18 protein-coding genes and 1 pseudogene are annotated in these 16,866 nt (G+C 42.8%); 4 read left to right on the top strand and 15 right to left on the bottom strand.

The features are described 5' to 3' along the window. Positions 1-107 precede the first annotated feature (107 nt). From ablB to C9889_RS11495, 15 genes and pseudogenes are all read right to left on the bottom strand, one after another. A complete protein-coding gene (gene ablB, locus C9889_RS08795) occupies positions 108-938 on the bottom strand; it encodes a putative beta-lysine N-acetyltransferase (protein WP_129598841.1) in 831 nt (276 codons plus the stop codon). Beyond that, on the bottom strand, positions 931-2,244 hold the full coding sequence (gene kamA / locus C9889_RS08790; protein WP_129598838.1) for a lysine 2,3-aminomutase: 1,314 nt from the start codon (positions 2,242-2,244) through the stop codon (positions 931-933). Before kamA ends, ablB begins: the two co-directional genes overlap by 8 nt. Before the next feature lie 408 nt (positions 2,245-2,652). Further along, positions 2,653-3,270 carry a V-type ATP synthase subunit D gene (locus C9889_RS08785; protein ID WP_129598836.1) on the bottom strand — a complete coding sequence of 206 codons (618 nt, stop codon included), beginning with the start codon at positions 3,268-3,270 and terminating at the stop codon, positions 2,653-2,655. 17 nt (positions 3,271-3,287) lie between these two features. Next, complete coding sequence (locus C9889_RS08780) at positions 3,288-4,670, bottom strand: ATP synthase subunit B (RefSeq protein WP_129598833.1); 1,383 nt, start codon at positions 4,668-4,670, stop codon at positions 3,288-3,290. Between the two features lie 2 nt (positions 4,671-4,672). After that, entirely contained in the window at positions 4,673-6,409 is a 1,737-nt protein-coding gene (locus C9889_RS08775; protein ID WP_129598830.1) for an ATP synthase subunit A, read from the bottom strand. After that, on the bottom strand, positions 6,400-6,702 hold the full coding sequence (locus C9889_RS08770) for a V-type ATP synthase subunit F (protein ID WP_129598827.1): 303 nt from the start codon (positions 6,700-6,702) through the stop codon (positions 6,400-6,402). The genes C9889_RS08775 and C9889_RS08770 overlap by 10 nt, the downstream gene beginning before the upstream one ends. Continuing rightward, positions 6,702-7,775: a V-type ATP synthase subunit C gene (locus C9889_RS08765; RefSeq protein WP_129598825.1), complete on the bottom strand. Its 1,074-nt coding sequence runs from the start codon at positions 7,773-7,775 to the stop codon at positions 6,702-6,704. Before C9889_RS08765 ends, C9889_RS08770 begins: the two co-directional genes overlap by 1 nt. Positions 7,776-7,782: 7 nt before the next feature. Then, a complete protein-coding gene (locus C9889_RS08760; protein WP_129598822.1) occupies positions 7,783-8,334 on the bottom strand; it encodes a V-type ATP synthase subunit E in 552 nt (183 codons plus the stop codon). A 55-nt stretch (positions 8,335-8,389) separates the two neighbouring features. Beyond that, positions 8,390-8,626, bottom strand: a complete 237-nt coding sequence (locus C9889_RS08755) for a V-type ATP synthase subunit K (RefSeq protein WP_072561592.1) — start codon at positions 8,624-8,626, stop codon at positions 8,390-8,392. A 4-nt stretch (positions 8,627-8,630) separates the two neighbouring features. After that, positions 8,631-10,565 (bottom strand): V-type ATP synthase subunit I, encoded by a 1,935-nt coding sequence (locus tag C9889_RS08750; protein WP_129598819.1) that lies wholly within the window; start codon positions 10,563-10,565, stop codon positions 8,631-8,633. Beyond that, entirely contained in the window at positions 10,558-10,884 is a 327-nt protein-coding gene (gene ahaH, locus C9889_RS08745; protein ID WP_129598816.1) for an ATP synthase archaeal subunit H, read from the bottom strand. Before ahaH ends, C9889_RS08750 begins: the two co-directional genes overlap by 8 nt. 265 nt (positions 10,885-11,149) lie before the next feature. Then, positions 11,150-12,334: a radical SAM protein gene (locus C9889_RS08740; protein WP_129598813.1), complete on the bottom strand. Its 1,185-nt coding sequence runs from the start codon at positions 12,332-12,334 to the stop codon at positions 11,150-11,152. A gap of 12 nt (positions 12,335-12,346) precedes the next feature. Then, positions 12,347-13,140, bottom strand: a pseudogene (locus C9889_RS11500) (polyprenyl synthetase family protein). 112 nt (positions 13,141-13,252) lie between these two features. Then, positions 13,253-13,633, bottom strand: a complete 381-nt coding sequence (locus C9889_RS08730; protein WP_129598811.1) for a cytochrome c maturation protein CcmE domain-containing protein — start codon at positions 13,631-13,633, stop codon at positions 13,253-13,255. Between the two features lie 10 nt (positions 13,634-13,643). Next, positions 13,644-13,763: a CcmD family protein gene (locus C9889_RS11495; protein ID WP_129598808.1), complete on the bottom strand. Its 120-nt coding sequence runs from the start codon at positions 13,761-13,763 to the stop codon at positions 13,644-13,646. Positions 13,764-13,903: 140 nt separating this feature from the next. Between C9889_RS11495 and ahbD the strand changes: the two genes are divergently transcribed. The 4 genes from ahbD (at position 13,904) to C9889_RS08705 (ending at position 16,865) form a co-directional block, all read left to right on the top strand. Then, a complete protein-coding gene (ahbD, locus tag C9889_RS08720) occupies positions 13,904-14,965 on the top strand; it encodes a heme b synthase (protein WP_129598806.1) in 1,062 nt (353 codons plus the stop codon). 243 nt (positions 14,966-15,208) lie between these two features. Beyond that, the gene (locus C9889_RS08715; protein ID WP_263854001.1) at positions 15,209-15,700 is read left to right on the top strand and encodes an AsnC family transcriptional regulator; all 492 of its coding nucleotides are present in this window, start codon (positions 15,209-15,211) and stop codon (positions 15,698-15,700) included. Continuing rightward, a complete protein-coding gene (gene ahbB / locus C9889_RS08710) occupies positions 15,655-16,125 on the top strand; it encodes a siroheme decarboxylase subunit beta (RefSeq protein ID WP_129598803.1) in 471 nt (156 codons plus the stop codon). The genes C9889_RS08715 and ahbB overlap by 46 nt, the downstream gene beginning before the upstream one ends. A 23-nt stretch (positions 16,126-16,148) precedes the next feature. Continuing rightward, complete coding sequence (locus C9889_RS08705) at positions 16,149-16,865, top strand: precorrin-2 dehydrogenase/sirohydrochlorin ferrochelatase family protein (RefSeq protein WP_129598800.1); 717 nt, start codon at positions 16,149-16,151, stop codon at positions 16,863-16,865. Position 16,866: the final 1 nt, after the last annotated feature.

Below are 16,866 nucleotides of genomic sequence, written 5' to 3'. Positions count from 1 at the left end.
AACTTGCTTTTTTGTCATTCCCTGGATTGTCTCTGCCTTCCATAAAACATCATCTTCCCCCTTTTGATCAACAATAATTATATGGGGAATGTTTATTTAAGAGTTACTCAGATGCGCTTGTACCATACATTCATATTTTCAAGATTACCGGATATATTGGTGTTTTGAACAAGTTTTCCGGTAAATTCATACCCCAGCCTTGCAAAAACAGTATTCATACCATAGGACGCGGCCCGGGCGATGGTATACAGTGTAAGGATCCCTTTCTTATTCATTTCTTTTTCCATCTTTGAGAGGAGATAAGTGGACAGACCCATTCCCCTGAACTGGGGGAGTGTAGCAAAGTCGGTCATTTCCGCATTCCGGTTTTCAAAATCGATCTCTGAAGAGGAAAGGGCAACTATGTCACCTTCATTTTCAACTGCGAAATATACAACATTATCTTCCATGGTCTCTTTCAGGTAGGCAGGGTCCTGGATAGGGAAAGGGTATGTAGGAAAAAACCTGGCATAGATCTCTGCCATTACAGGCAAATCCGCTTCCGTACACATCCGGACCAGGAAACCTTCGGGTAATTCAGGTTTCATGATGTCTCCTGCCTTACCTCTGGCAGTGGAGATGATCCGGTCATCCTCGTCCTGTGTGTCCTCCTGTCTGTGCTCTGAGAAATATTTACACATGAACAGGGCTTCTTTCTTGCCGGAATAATACTCGGGAACACCGGCCTCCTTTACATATCCCTTTGCATCAAAGGCAGCTCTGGAATCTGCAGGGACTTTTGCAAATATCTTGCTATAGCCGCGTTGTTCTGCCAACTGATCCATTTCAGGTATAATATCCGGCAAATCGCCAGTATCCAGTTTCATAAGGTAAATACGATTGTTGTACGTACCGTGCTGGATCAGGGATTTGCCGATTTTTTCGATTATATCACTCAATGTCCCTTCTCTCCATTCTTTCGGTATCTTCCGGAACAAGACTTACAACTTCATCATAATCGGCAAGCAGTTTTGCAATACCTGTAGATTTATATTCAGCTGCATCATCAAGTTTGAGCTGTAGTTTGCATTTCTCACATTTACGGTCACAGTATATCGGCTCATAGGAATCCGGTTCTTTATATGAGGTGATCACACCCTCATAGTTACGCAAAATAACCCTGTTGGTGGACCAGGATATGAGATAGGAAGGCATGACAGGTATTTTACCTCCTCCGTGGGGAGCATCGATAACATAGGTAGGAACTGCGAAACCACTTGTGTGGCCGATAAGGTGTTCCATTATCTCTATACCCTTGCCCACCGGAGTGCGGAAATGGGACAGGCCTTCCGAAAGGTCGCACTGGTAGAGGTAATAAGGACGTACACGGTTTTGCACAAGTTTCTGTACAAGCCTTTTCATAATCCTGTGGCAGTCATTCACTCCTGAAAGTAACACCGTCTGGTTTCCCAGGGGAATTCCTGCATTCGCAAGTTTGCGCAGGGCTTCTCTGGAAGATGCTGTTACTTCACGTGGATGGTTGAAATGGGTGTTAATCCAGAGAGGATGATGCTTTTTGAGTATTTCTACAAGATTATCCGTTACCCTGTAAGGAAGCACGACAGGCATCCTTGTACCGATACGAATTATCTCAACATGGGGAATTTCCCGCAGTTTTGTCAGAATCCAATCCAGATAAGCGTCAGGCAGCATCAATGGATCCCCGCCTGACAGCAGGACATCTCGCACCTGGGGGGTATTCCTGATGTATTCAAGTCCTTCAGAAACCGCATCTTTGGTGGGTATGGAATCTACATCTCCGACTTTTCTCTTACGTGTGCAATGCCTGCAGTACATCGAACAGGTGTTGCTTATATGGAACAGTACCCTGTCCGGATACCTGTGTGTAATTCCTTCAACAGGACTGTCCTCATCCTCGGAAAGAGGATCTTCAAGATCGTCTTCATCGATGTCCAGCTCCTTTGGTGAAGGGAAGGCTTGCAGGAATATGGGATCATTCCTGAAATCATCGGCATCTATCAGAGATAGGTAGTATGGAGTTACGGATAATGGGAATTTTTCCAGGGTTTGCTTGAGTTCCTCCTTTTCCCCGGGATTGAATTTGATGTCAAGTAAGGTCTCAAATGTATCAATGTCACTTATGGAGTGCTTGAGTTGCCATCTCCAGTCCTTCCAGTTGGCAATAACAGTATCAGAATCGATTTTTTTAGCTATTTCTTTTTGTGCTTGTGTGTGCTGTGTCATAAATGTACCACATTTTTAATTTATATTACTTATTGAATGAATTTGCCTGCAAAAATTGCATAAGAACATACGCACAGCTAAAAAATAATGCAGGCAGAATGAAATTAAATAGGTATATCACCTTTGTTGAGCAAAATATCACAACTAGTAGAACCGCATGTTGTTTATTTATCGGTTCATATATAGTGGAAGAAGATATATATACTTTACTGAATGATTCCAGTCAATTGTATAATCAGATATTCAAGTACTCTGAAACCCTGAAATAAATGATAAGATACCCAAATACCAGCATCATAAGGGATATTAACCATGCCCAGCGCAGAATACGCGCAAGGTTGTTGGGTTGTGTGATTTTAAAAAAAAGCCTGTCGGCCAGTCCTGGCCGATCAGGTTCTGCAGTAGGCATTATGCCTTAATCCTCTTTAAGCGGAAGGTGTTTTCACGTTCCATCTCATCCAGCCGGAAACGGATGAAATCCATTGCTTCCTGCATTTCGGGAATTACCTTGAATTCAAGGGCATTTACACGCCTTTTTGTTTTCTCGATGTCTTCAAGTAACCTTTTCATAGTGGTCTCAATCTCTGCTGCAAGAATAATCTTGTTAACAAGGATCTCATATGAATCGACAGTTTCATCGATGTAGGAGCTTGTCCCAAGAATACCGTATCCCCTTTTGTTGATAGGTTTATGCACACTGGATGCTTCGATCTTAGGGACCACCACACCCATAATGTTGTGGCTTTCAAGACTTATTTCTGGTCCATCTTTGAGAGCAAGAGCAGTGGATTTTATTACCATTCTGCCCTCAACTGCCTCAGCGATCCCTATTTTTTCAGTGGCTTTGTCATAGGCGTCATCCAGTTCGTTCCGTACACCCTTGGCCTTGTTCAAAATCTCAAAGAATTCCAGGATAAGACCATCCCTTTTCATTTTAAGCAACTTGTGGCCGCTCTGGGACAACTTTATCTTTTTCTTCAGTTCAATGAGTTCGGAACGAGTTGGTTTAACATCCTTTGTGCCCATAATGGATCACTCTTTGTTCACTCTGCATTTTGATGCGCAGGGTGATATTTATCGATAAACTTATTGTCTATCCTGGTGAGCTGTGCTTCCGGAAGCTCGGACAGAATTTCCCATGCTATGCCAAGAGTATCTTCGATATTCCTGTCTTCATCTTTTGCCTGTCTTACAAAACGGTCTTCGAAAAGATCGGCAAATTCCAAGATTCTCTGGTCTCTTACGGAAAGGGATTCCTTACCGACAATTGCAACCAGTCCACGAAGGTCACGTCCTTCTGCATACCCGGCATACAACTGGTCGGATACCGCCTTGTGGTCTTCCCTTGTCTTCCCTTCTCCGATACCGGAATTCATAAGACGGGATAGGGATGGTAGCACATTGATTGGTGGGTAGATACCCTTCCTGTGAAGTTCACGGGATACTACAATCTGGCCTTCAGTGATATAACCGGAAAGATCGGGAATCGGATGGGTTATATCGTCACCAGGCATAGTCAGGATGGAGAACTGAGTTACAGATCCCTTGTTACCTTTGATTACACCTGCACGTTCATAGAGGGATGCAAGGTCAGTGTACATGTAACCGGGATATCCACGTCTACCGGGCACTTCTTCACGGGCTGCACCCATCTGACGGAGTGCTTCACAGTAGTTTGTAATATCGGTCAGGATTACAAGTACATGCATATCGTGTTCGTATGCAAGATATTCTGCTGCTGTCAGTGCCATCCTCGGGGTGATGATACGCTCTACTGCAGGGTCATCTGCAAGATTGAGGAAAACTGTCGCTCTTTCAAGAGCACCTGTCTTCTCAAAGTCTTCCATGAATGACTGGGCTTCCTCATTGGTGATACCCATTGCAGCAAATACCACAGCAAATTCTTCTTCAGAACCGGGTACTTTTGCCTGTCTTGCAATCTGCAGAGCAATCTCATTGTGTGGCAAGCCTGATCCAGAGAAGATAGGAAGTTTCTGCCCTCTTACAAGAGTGTTTGTACCGTCAATGGTGGATATTCCTGTCTGGATAAATTCTTCAGGTGGTCTCCTGGAATAAGGGTTCATTGAAGCCCCATTCACATCGACCCTTTTTTCGGGAATTATTCTTGGACCGCCGTCAAGAGGTTCTCCAGATCCGGAAAGGATACGACCAAGAAGGTCTTTTGCAACAGGAAGTTTGATGGTTTCTCCACTGAATACTACACCGGATTCATCATTCAGACCCTGAGTTCCTTCGAAAACCTGTACAACAACCATATCTGCGGAGGTATCAAGGACCTGACCTCTCTTGGTGGTCCCATCAGGGAGATTAATCTGAACAAGTTCCCCATATCCTACAGGCTCTGTTTTTTCAAGGAATATGAGTGGTCCTGCAATATCTACAATGGTTTTGTATTCTTTGGTCATTTTCAGTTGCCTCCAAGCTTTGTGAACTCTTCATCCATCTTTGCCATGATTGTTTCAAGGGCTGCATCAAAGTCTTCTTCATATTTGACCTTGGCAAGTTCATCCTTGGACTCCATTTCCATGATCTTGTTGATGGGGACGCCATGTTCCATTTTATCGATTGCCTTTTCACCAAACCTGGATACAGATTTCAGAAGTTTGTACTGCCTGTCAAAGGGACAGAATGTGTCCACGGGATGGAAAGCGTTCTGCTGCAGGAAGTATTCACGAAGCATCCTGGCAATTTCAAGAGTAAGCTGCTGGTCCTCAGGGAGTGCATCTGAACCTACGAGTTGCACAATTTCCTGAAGTTCGGCTTCTTCCTGAAGAATATCCATTGCATTATCCCTTAGTTCATTCCAATCACTTCCGACATTTTCTGTAAACCAGCCTGCAAGCCTGTCCTTGTAAAGACTGTAACTGCTAAGCCAGTCAATTGCAGGGAAGTGCCTCTTCTGGGACAGTTTTGCATCCAGTGCCCAGAATACCTTTACGATACGCAGGGTATTCTGTGTAACAGGCTCGGAGAAGTCACCACCGGGAGGTGAAACTGCACCGATGACAGTAATGGAACCATCAAGACCTGCCAGGGAATGGACTGCTCCTGCACGTTCATAGAATTCAGAAAGCCTAGCGGACAGATATGCAGGATATCCTTCTTCACCGGGCATTTCTTCAAGCCTGGAAGAAATTTCTCTCATTGCTTCTGCCCATCTGGAAGTTGAATCCGCCATGAGAGATACATCATAACCCATGTCACGGTAATACTCCGCAATGGTAATTCCTGTATAAACAGATGCTTCACGAGCAGCCACAGGCATATTGGACGTGTTTGCGATAAGAACTGTACGTTCCATGAGTGGCCTTCCGGTCTTCGGGTCTTCCAGTTCCGGGAATTCATTCAGTACATCGGCCATTTCATTTCCACGTTCGCCACATCCGATGTAAACCACAATATCAGTGTCACTCCACTTTGCAAGTTGCTGCTGGGTAACCGTTTTTCCTGATCCGAAAGGACCGGGGATCGCTGCTGTACCACCTTTTGCCACAGGGAACATTCCATCAAGGATTCTCTGCCCTGTTACAAGAGGTTTTGTTGGCGAGAGTTTCTTGCCTACTGGCCTGGGATCCCTTACAGGCCATTTCTGCATAAGGGATAGTTCAGAGCCATCAGAGAGTACACAAACAGTTTCATCAACTACGAATTTACCACTTTTGATATCTTCTACAGTTCCTGACTTTCTTGGTGGGACCATTATCTTGTGTTCGAGGTTGGGTGTTTCCTGGACAACACCGATAATATCTCCACCTTTGACACTGTCTCCTTTGGATACTGTAGGAGTGAATTCCCACTTCTTTTCCCTGGTAAGACCGTTTGCTGTCACTCCTCTTTCAATGAAGTCTCCCATTTTTTGCTGGAGAACTTCCAGAGGTCTCTGTATACCATCATAAATACTTTCCAGAAGGCCTGGACCCAGTTCTACTGAAAGAGGCATTCCCGTATTTGCTACAGGTTCTCCCGGTTTTATGCCGGATGTGTCTTCGTATACCTGAACTATAGCTTTTTCACCCTCTATACGGATTACTTCGCCCATCAGTCCTTCATGACCTACTTTTACCACATCATACATCTTCGGCTTGATACCGGCGACTGTAACAACAGGTCCTGCCACTCGATAAATTTCACCATTCATTTCCACAAATCTACACCTACCGCTTGTTTTATTTTATCCCGTAAGTTAGAGCTTTGGCCGGTTCCGCCAAGTGTTACCAATGTTGGTTCGACGGATTCACTTAAAGTGTCTCTCAAGGTTTCCGGTAGTTTATCAAAATCATTACTGTGCATTACAAGGATGCCTACGGAGGAATCGTTGAGAATATCCTGTACCTTTTCCTCCAGGCTGTTATCATCATTGATTTCATACACTTTCTGCACACCGGCTAATCTGAAACCGGTTACGAATTGACCATCACCTACAACTGCCAGATCCATCAAATCACCAATTGATTTCTGATTATCTCGTCATCGAGGTTAACTGCCTTTCCTCTGGTAATTATCCTCAGATTGCTTACTTCGTTCTTTTTACTGATCATATAATCCATGATCGGAACGATGGAAAGAGGGTATTCATGTGAAAAACTGGCAGCCGACTTTATACTGTACTTGGTGAGGCTTGTTTCCAGATCGACAAGAGATTCCATTTCAGGATTTACCAGATCGGACATAGCTTCCCAGTACGGGTATTTTTCAAGTGAATTTATGAAATCTGCAAAAGGCAAAGGAACCATTTTGTTTATTTCCTTCAGACTAAGCCGGAGCCCACCATCCAGAACCAAATCTTCAAGTTCACCATCTTCAACACCTTCTTTCTTCATCCTGAACATTGTTTTAATATTCTTTATGTCAATCTCAGTACGAATAAGTTTGGAGAATAGTTTACTATCACTTGACTTTGGTGACCCAATTGCATTAAACAGCCTCTGATAATATAACTTATCAAGCTGATTTTCTATATCTGGAAGATTTGTCCCGTCATAATTCATAAGAATTGGATAATAATCCGTATTGCTGAGTGCATCTATAACTTGCTCATAAGATTCCTTTTCAGCAATTTCAGACAGGAAATTATACTTAAATTGGCCGGCAGAAACAAGGTTATCCTTTATCTCTTCAAGAGTTGCATTGTAGTACTTGCCTCTGAGAATAGTTTTGATATCCCAGATGTCATAATTTTTCAGATATTCCGTGATGAGATAGTTGAGTTCACCCTCGGAAATATCAATCAATTTAGAGAAGGTGACTGCAAGATTCCTGTTCAATGCATGCTCGATGAGATCTACTCCTTCAAATTTCCGCGCAAGTTCATCTACATCCTGCTTATACTGGGTTTCTCCGATAAAACGGGTAATTTCATCAAGATCCATGTTCATAAGCCGTGAATATGTCTCTTTTGGAAGCAGATTGCTCTTCATTGCACGTACACGCGCAGTTACATAAGCATAATTTGAGCTCCCACTGCTTGCTGCAGCGGAACCTTTTCTCCGGAGTTTCTGGAAAAGCCTCATCTTGATATCACCCGAATAAGATATCTGAGGTCTGTTTCAGGTTCTGCTCATACACGCTGTCAAGAATTCCATCATAGGTATAATCAAGCCTGATACTACCATCCTCATTCTCTATAACAACACCTCCAACACAATCGATGTTGCCAGCATACTCTAAAGAGGACAGTTTTTTCACCAAATCTTCTGATTCCTTATTGGAATAGATACGGCTGCCTTTTGATTCATGATTTTCTATGATGTTCTTGAGAAGTGTTTCCTGCTTATCTGCAGATAACCCTGCAATCTCATTGAATGCCTGATTATAGGCTTTTTCAAGCACTTCTTTACGTGCATTGAGCATTGTCCTTTTGACTTCGAGATTTGCACTGGATAATTCTTGCCGTTTCATACGCTGAATTTCATCTTCCGCTTTGGCAAGACGTTTCCCTTTGATTTCTTTGGCGGATTGCTTTGCATCCTCTATAATACGGGACGCTTCGGCATCTGCCTCTGCATTGATATCAGAGACCTTCGCCTGCGCAACATCCATAATGTCTTTGATTACTGTTTCGAGTCCCATGCTCTCTCACCTTAAAAAGAATTTAAGAGCATTTTTGAATGCTCTCAAACTTCGCTTAGCTTATCAGCAGTGCAACAACAAGTCCGAAAATGACGATGGTCTCAGGAATTACAGTAAGAATAAGGCCTTTACCGAAGAGGGCTTCGTTTTCAGCCATTGCGCCTACTGCAGCGGCACCGATGTCTTTTTCGGCAAGTCCGGATCCAAGTCCGGCAAGTCCTACTGCAAGTCCTGCACCAATTGCTTTAAGTCCTGCTGGGTCCATCATTGTAATTGCTTCTTCTCCTACCATTATATTATTCCTCCGTATATTTTCTTATATATCCAAATGGGCTGTACTCTTTGCCCCCGCCTTCATAGAATTTAGTAAAGAATTCGACATACTGAAGCCTCAAAGCATGTAGTCCGGGGGCGATTATGCTCAAGACTGTATTTAGTGCATGTCCGAATATGAATACCAATATTGCAAATACCGCTGCTATACCTCCCTGTGGCCAGATCATTTCAAAGGCGATGAGGTTCACAGTGGATGCAATATAAATTGATGAAAGGCCCACAGCTATCAAACGTGTGTATGACAGGGAGTTACTCAACAAACTGGGTAACTCAATGGGCCCTTTAATACCTTCACCTTTAATCAGCATTATGAAACCTATCACGAATATTGCGGCACCTACAGCAATTGGTAAGTAACCTACATATCCGAGAATTGCAAGCACAATGCCAATCTCTACCACGATCCAGCTACCCTTTTCAAGCATCGCTGCATTGAAGCCGTGTTTCTTTTTCTCATTGATAAAACCAAGGATATATCCCAGGTTTATGTGAGCAACACCAATGAGAGCAGTAAGCACGATAAGGGTCATTACCAGATGTGTTCTGTGTATTGGGTATGTAATCATTTCCCCACCGATTGGAGACTGGAACAGGTTTATAGTTTCGAATCCGGCAATGAGACCGGGTTCAATTCCATGGGCCCCATGCAGACTTGCAAGAGGGAATCCCAGAAACTCTCCATAAAGGACACCAAATATCAAGGTCGATACCTGACAGTATATCAATATATTCATCAGGGGTTTTATTGCATCGGAATTAACCAATTTCTTAACTCCAAATGCCAATCCCAGAAGAATTAAAGCATAACCAATATCTCCAAGTATCATTCCATAGAACAGTGGGAAAGTGATAAATATCAATGCAGTTGGATCAATTTCTTTGTATTTGGGCCTTGCGTAAAGGTTCATTATTGTTTCGAAAGGCTTTGTGACCCCTGCGTTATTATACTCTACCGGCACTTCCTCTTCTTCCTCTTCTGCAACTTCCTGCTTGGAAACAAATACTCTTCCACCAGTAGAGGATTCAAGTGTCCGGGTCAATTTGTTATACTCATCGGATGGAACCCATCCGTCAATTACAAAAGTATGCTCTGATGTGGCAATCCTCAGGGGTGCTTCGGATTTCTGGGATTCAATGGACAGGATTTCATCACTTGCAAGTATGAAATCAGAATAACGTTCCTTTATGTTGGAGATATTCTTTTCAAGTGAGGAAATTTTCTCATTGATACTATTTCTTTCACTTTCTGCATCAGCGATTATCTCTGAAGGTGTCCCTTCCACATCGGGAACACGAATCTCACGGAACTCGTAATCAGCCAACATCTCCGCCACGATTTCCTCTTTGTCCTTCCTGACAAACAGGGCAATGGTGAGTGTATTTGGATCAAATTCGAGTTCATAATCATTTGTAATTCCAGATAATTCAGAACTAATATCTCCCTTTACAGTACCTGCAAACACAGATAGGTTCTCGTAACCTCTGTAATTTTTAAGGTCTATGGGGATTGAAACAAAGGGTTCGAGTTCTTTTTGGAGGGAATCCAGTTCTTTTAACCTTGTTTCATAACTGTTCTTTTCTTCGGTCTTTTCATCAAGTTCATTTTCCAGGCGAGCCAGTTTTTCATCGAGTTCAGCCCACAGAACTTTTGTATCCTGTATTGGAACTTCTTTTGGCTTAATACCAAGGAAACTAGAAATTGACCTCAGTTGAACAAGTTTTTTGGAAACTTCCCCTGCATTCTCAAAGGGTTTCCCTATCTTAAAAGTAGAATCTTCTTCGTTGTATTCTTCAATATGGAAGATATTGATGTCATGAAGTGTGTCTACTGTTTCATCCAGGACTTCTTTGTGTCCGACGATAACAGCACGTGTCATACTTTTTGGCTTAAGCATAGATCGCCCTCTCGAATTCCTCCACAAGCATTGCAACAGCTTTATCGACATTGGATTCTGCGTTGCTTATCAGCTCTTCTGCATCCTTTTTGCCTTTGCTGACGTTTTCTTCATACTCTTTCTGGAGGTCTTCCTGTGCAGATTTAAGCGCATTATTTGCAGATTTTTCTGCATCTAATTCTGCCTCTTTAATTATTTCTCTGGCTTCTGCACGGGCACTGGCGATTTTGTCCTCCTTCTCCTTCAGGCCTGCTTCCACCTTTTTGGCAGCACTTTGTTCTGCTTCTTTTATCTCGGATAAGATTTTGTCCTTGGCCATGTGAATCCTCATCGCGTCTGTGATTTATTAAGCAGCGTGATTTTATGCCCCTTATAGCAACCTCGCATATAAGTTATTCGGTTTCAGGTGATTGCTATTGAACAATTATAATGTTTAATCATTCGTATAGGGGGTTCAAGTTAACAGCAGGTACCCATAAGCAACTTTACATATAAGCCATTCGGTTATTGCCGGTCCGCAACCTGCCGATTATAATAATTATTCATGAAAAACATGACTACTTTTTAGAAATATAATACAGAATTCACTCATTTCTTACTCTATATGGTAATATTTCATCTTTGGGTATCGTATGGATGTATTTTTGTCTGAATTCAGGGTTTCTCATCATGCAATAATCGGAATTGGAACGATATGCCTGGTGTTTGCCCATATTGTCCCATATTAACGAGAGGCTTTCTTCTTTTATATTTCCAAATGACAGGGGCGTGTAGGCACATGGTATGACCTCACCTGCAGGTGTGGCATGCATCCATCGCCTTCCGGCAAAACAACCAAACATATCCGGACCCATGAAGTACGGGAATGAAGTAACACGTGGCCCGTCTGCCCCACTGTTCATCCGTTTTTGGAAACGTTCCATGGATTTCACATCCTTTGGAGTGATGACTTCATCCTCATGTTCAAGCCAGCGACCCACAGCAACGATCTCATAAATCGACATCTCCTGCATGCCCATATCTGCAGCAAGACCATAAAAATCTTCAAGGTCATCGATATTATCGGGTGACACTACTACAAACATATCTGCCAGCATGTCCGCTTTCAGGGTGTTCTTAATACCTGCAATAGCATCCCTGTATGCCCCATCCCTGCCACGAATACGGTCATGCTCTTTTTCAAAAGGACTGTCGATGCTTATTCTCATGGCATACATACCCGCATTTTTCAACTGCGCAGCTTTGTCAGGCGTAAGGCCAAAACCAGAAGTAAAACAGGTTGCAATGCACCTATCTTTATCCACTGCTCTCACCATGTCGGGAAGATCCTTTCGAAGCATTGTTTCCCCGCCATCGAAAGAAATAAGGTAAGCACCAAGATCAAGGGATTGATCGATAGCAATGTTGATTTGTTCGGTAGTTAGTTCTTCCTCAGTAAGGAAACCCGCAGCTCCGCAGTGAATACAATTATTCGGGCACCTATCGGTAATAGCTATTGAGAATTGGTCAGGCACACGTTTTTTCATGATGGCGGCAATCTGGGAACTGATCATCCTGTTGAATGCATTGCTGGGAATTGGGGGGACCCAGGTTGAAAATATGATCTCTTCATCATCAAATGTAATGGGTTTTTCTTCCTGAAAAATTCGGTTAATACGTTTCAGAATAGGTTTTGCAATGGTGGAAAGGGGACCCTCACTGGTGAGTACAACTTTATCATCTTCCACATTTGCATCAACTTTAATCATGGGTTTTTCATATACTCTCATAAATTCACCTTTTTAGCATTTCCCTGTTCCAACTTCAGGGAAAAGGCCTTTTGTGGCATAATTGGTAATCTCATGTAATCTATTTTGAGATTGGGAAGGCGGGAAATGATCGACTATTTCATGTGCTTCAGAAACTAATTGTTCAACAATTTCCCTGGTTTTTTCTATTGCTTTTGAATCAGCCATATCCTGCCTGTATATATCTACCAGCGAAGGGGACATGTGTATTGATTCCTTGTTATTTACCGTACTGGTGTATTCCAGCATATCATCAACGATTTGATAGGCAGTTCCGAGTTTATTGCCAAAGAGCCTGAATTTAGAAACTGTATCCTCATCTGCTCCTGCAATATAGGCCCCCATCGCTGCCGAGGCAGCAAAAAGTGAAGCAGTCTTCTTTTCAATACAATTGAAATACTCAGCAAGATTGTTGCTGTTCTTTTCCAGCAAATCTACATCCATGCCTCGCCTTCGGCCATTTCCATACCTGCCCTGCCGAATTCCATGCCTACTTCCTTGCCGTATGCAGATATTAGTTCAATGGACTTGGATATCAAGTAATCTCCCGCAAGCATTGCTGCAGGGGTACCATATACTTCATGGGCAGTCTTAGCTCCCCTTCTCAATATACCCCTATCCAGCAAATCATCGTGAATAAGGGATGCAGAGTGGATAAGTTCAATTGAAAGAGCAGCATCAAGGGCATTTCCAATTTCACTGCCACATATACGAGATGGCAAGAGGAGGATCACAGGACGGGTTTTTTTCCCGCCGGATTGACATATGTGGGCAACTACTTTCTTCATATTGGAACCGTTGTCAATTTCTTCCACAAAGTCAATTAGTGCTTTGTTTATACTCCGATATTCGTCCCATTTATCAATATCCATCGATTACCCTCTTTGAGATGGCCATAGGTTATTCGGAGTATTTGGAAGGGCAACCCATGACAATTTTTTCCGCTTTGAGATTGCCCTGTCCATCTATTTTTCCTTCAATACTCAGTTCTTTACCTTCTTCAAGATTGGGCGGCAGGTCACCGGTATATTCAACTTCAATGTACTTTTCAGGTTGCTCTATGTCCTGGAGCATGAAAGTTATATTACCGGGTTTTACATCCAGCGTTCCTTGCTTGATGGCACCCATTGTGTTGATGTCGTTCCCTTCAAAACCATCTGGATTATCCTTAATTTCTGATACCATGTAATAAGTCTGACCGGTATCTATGCCCCATAAGCCCAGGATAGCAAAGGCAAGTATTGTACTAACTGCAAGAATTTGTTTTTGTTTTTTATCCATCAGTTTCCCTTCATTCAGGATTTAACCTTTCAAATTCACGAAGAAGCTGTGAACGTTTTCGAATCAGGAATATTGTATATGAAACTATTGCTATAGTCACAATCAAAAATGCTATGTTCAGTGAGTCCATGTTTTGCACCACAACTCATTTACAATTAATTAGATTACCTATCTCTTATATGTGTCATGTGGTCCTGGCAAATATTCTATATATTCGATCAATGGTACAATCAGTATACCATTATTTAAATAAATTGAAATGGCTGTGATATGACTATGTCAGAAGAACCCAACCCTCCAAGATTAATTGCCTGGGAATTGACATCCAGATGCAACCTTTCATGCGTGCATTGCAGAGGTGCATCCACCGACGAAGAAGCTATTGGTGAACTGGACACATCCGAGGCAAAAACATTCATTGACCAGGTCGCTTCCCTTGGGTCCCCGATATTAATTCTCAGTGGAGGTGAACCACTTGTTCGCCCTGATGTATATGAGCTTGCCAACTATGGCACAAATAAAGGCCTCAGGGTGGTACTTGCTACAAACGGCACCCTCCTTGAAAGAGAAACTGTGAGAAAACTCAAAGAAGCGGGAATAAAGAGGGTCAGCATAAGTCTTGATGGGGCAGATGCTGCAACCCATGATGGATTTCGTGGAGTTGAAGGTGCCTTTGACAAAGCCATGGATGGAATTGATGCCCTAAAGGCAGAAGGCATGGATTTTCAGATTAATACTACAATAACCAAAAGAAATCTTGGAGAGATTCCACGTATCCTTAAAATGGCTACTTCCCTGAAAGCCGAGGCCCTCCATATTTTCCTGCTTGTGCCTACAGGCAGAGGAGAAAACCTTGCAAATGAGGAGATACCTCCGACAGAGTATGAAAGGATACTGCGCTGGTTCTATGAACAGAAAAAGCATACTTCCCTTGAACTCAAAGCTACCTGTGCGCCCCATTATTTCCGGATTATGCGCCAGTGTGCGGAAAAAGAAGGAGTGGAAGTTTCAATCAACACCCATGGTTTTGATGCTGTGAGCAGGGGGTGTCTGGGAGGTACTGCCTTTTGTTTTGTTTCAAGTACCGGGGATGTGCAGCCCTGCGGTTACCTTCCTGCAATAGCTGGAAATATAAGGAACCAAACTTTCGGGGAAATATGGAACAATTCAACTTTGTTCAATGAACTCAGGGATTTCAGTCTACTAAAGGGAAAATGCGGCAAATGTGAATACAAGAATGTGTGCGGCGGGTGCCGTGCCCGGGCATATGCAGCAACCGGAGATTATCTGGAAGAAGAACCTTATTGTATCTACCATCCCCGACAAAAATAAAAACAGATTTTAAGTGGGTGAAATATCCCATTTAATTTTTAATAGTCGATTCGGTACTTTATTGCCTCATGCCACTGTTTTGAGTATATAATATAATTTCCACCTATAATCTATAAATTAGGACTGGAGTGCCATATAAAGTACTATTATTGCAAATATTTCAGGTAGTTTGAAAGAAAACATTATAATCCATGATTACATCTCGTAACCTATTCTATTCTCAAGAATAACTGTGAGTACCCCATGATCCGGCTTGATGAAATGGACAAAAGGATATTGAATGAAATCCAGCTTGAATTTCCCCTTTCCGTTAATCCCTATGCAGTGCTGGCTGAAAGGATAGGAATTCCTGAAGAGGAATTATTAAAAAGACTGGAGAGACTTAATAACGAGGGAGCCTTGCGACGCATTGGTCCTGTAATAAATACCCGCAAGATAGGGGGAACCAGTACCCTCATAGCCCTGAAAGCCCCGGATTCACAAACCCATGAGATTGGAGAAATCATTAATAAACATCCGGAAGTCTCTCACAACTATTTGCGCCCGGCGGAGTATAATATATGGTTCACCATCTCTGCAGCAGACCGAGAACGCCTCGACACTATAATCAATCAGATTGTAGATGAAACAGGATGCCCTATACTTGACCTGCCCACAAAAACGTCTTTTCAAGATAGGAGTGAAATTCGATGTCCGATAAACTTGATCCTCTTTCCCGTAAAATCCTGGAAGTAACACAACACGGCATCGAATATACCCATTCTCCGTTCAAGAAAATAGCAAAGGAAACGGGTCTAAGTGAACAGGAAATTGTAGATCGGCTAAAGGAGATGCAAAATAAGGGAATTATACGTCGTTTTGGGGCATCAATAGGCCATCGTACCATCGGCATAACTGCCAATGCCATGTGCATCTGGAATGTACCGGATGAGCGGGTGGAAGACGTCGGCAAAGTGATGTCTAATTTTAGCGAAGTGACTCATTGTTACGAGCGACCCAGATATCCAGATTGGCCCTACAATCTTTTTACAATGGTCCATTCTTACAGCAAAAAAGACTGTGAGGAAATTGCCGGAAAAATTGCAGATGCAACCGGGATATATGACTATCGTCTTTTGTTCAGTGAGCATGAGTTCAAGAAAACAGGTGTAAGGCTGTAAATGTAATATGAGAGGGTCCAAGAATGTATGATCGCCGATATATGCCGCTTTTTCTTGATTTATCTTCCCGGAAGATAGTGATTTTCGGAGGAGGTAGTGTAGGACAACGCAAAGCCACATTGTTTTCCAATTTTGCTAATGTGACCGTCATCAGCGAAGATTTTACCGAAAAGATCCTTGCCCTTTATGAATCCAATAAAATCGATATTGTGCAGATAAATGTAAGGGAAATATCCTCTGATATGATTCGCAGTTATCTTGAAGGAGCATTTCTGGTCATACCTGCTACCAATGACCAGGAATTGAACCTAAAAATACACCTGATAGCCTCTGACATGGATATATTTGTGAATTCCGTGGATTCTAAAGGGGATGTGATAACCCCTTCGGTGATAAAGCGCGGACCTGTAACGGTAGGTATTTCCACATTGGGACACAGTCCCGCTCTCTCAAAATACACCCGCATAAAGCTTGAGCATACCATCACCCCGGAATACGGGGAAATGGCCTATCTACAGGATGAATTGCGCACCGAAGTGAAAAAGCATATTGCCGACCAGTCACTTCGGAGACAGATCCTGTGGGAAGTACTGGACAGGAGAGAAGTATGGGATGCTTTTGAAGAGTCATATGAAAAAGCGTATAATATAGCATACGATATAATGTTGGAGCACATTGGGAATCGCGCAGACAAAGATTCAAAGGAGCAGCTGGATCATTGCTCGAATAACGGAGGATAAC

This window comes from Methanohalophilus profundi, assembly GCF_004137855.1.
GTDB lineage: Archaea > Halobacteriota > Methanosarcinia > Methanosarcinales > Methanosarcinaceae > Methanohalophilus > Methanohalophilus profundi.
This window is presented reverse-complemented; position numbering and strand designations above follow the sequence as displayed.

Coding starts and splice junctions, on each gene's coding strand:
- C9889_RS08750 (WP_129598819.1), bottom strand. CDS start 10,565: ATGCTTAAGCCAAAAAGTATGACACGTGCTGTTATCGTCGGACACAAA.
- C9889_RS08705 (WP_129598800.1), top strand. CDS start 16,149: ATGTATGATCGCCGATATATGCCGCTTTTTCTTGATTTATCTTCCCGG.
- C9889_RS08730 (WP_129598811.1), bottom strand. CDS start 13,633: ATGGATAAAAAACAAAAACAAATTCTTGCAGTTAGTACAATACTTGCC.
- C9889_RS08770 (WP_129598827.1), bottom strand. CDS start 6,702: ATGGATCTGGCAGTTGTAGGTGATGGTCAATTCGTAACCGGTTTCAGA.
- C9889_RS08740 (WP_129598813.1), bottom strand. CDS start 12,334: ATGAGAGTATATGAAAAACCCATGATTAAAGTTGATGCAAATGTGGAA.
- C9889_RS11495 (WP_129598808.1), bottom strand. CDS start 13,763: ATGGACTCACTGAACATAGCATTTTTGATTGTGACTATAGCAATAGTT.
- C9889_RS08765 (WP_129598825.1), bottom strand. CDS start 7,775: ATGAGGCTTTTCCAGAAACTCCGGAGAAAAGGTTCCGCTGCAGCAAGC.
- C9889_RS08755 (WP_072561592.1), bottom strand. CDS start 8,626: ATGGTAGGAGAAGAAGCAATTACAATGATGGACCCAGCAGGACTTAAA.
- kamA (WP_129598838.1), bottom strand. CDS start 2,244: ATGACACAGCACACACAAGCACAAAAAGAAATAGCTAAAAAAATCGAT.
- C9889_RS08780 (WP_129598833.1), bottom strand. CDS start 4,670: ATGACCAAAGAATACAAAACCATTGTAGATATTGCAGGACCACTCATA.
- ahbD (WP_129598806.1), top strand. CDS start 13,904: ATGACTATGTCAGAAGAACCCAACCCTCCAAGATTAATTGCCTGGGAA.
- C9889_RS08760 (WP_129598822.1), bottom strand. CDS start 8,334: ATGGGACTCGAAACAGTAATCAAAGACATTATGGATGTTGCGCAGGCG.
- C9889_RS08785 (WP_129598836.1), bottom strand. CDS start 3,270: ATGGGCACAAAGGATGTTAAACCAACTCGTTCCGAACTCATTGAACTG.
- C9889_RS08715 (WP_263854001.1), top strand. CDS start 15,209: ATGATCCGGCTTGATGAAATGGACAAAAGGATATTGAATGAAATCCAG.
- ahbB (WP_129598803.1), top strand. CDS start 15,655: ATGTCCGATAAACTTGATCCTCTTTCCCGTAAAATCCTGGAAGTAACA.
- ahaH (WP_129598816.1), bottom strand. CDS start 10,884: ATGGCCAAGGACAAAATCTTATCCGAGATAAAAGAAGCAGAACAAAGT.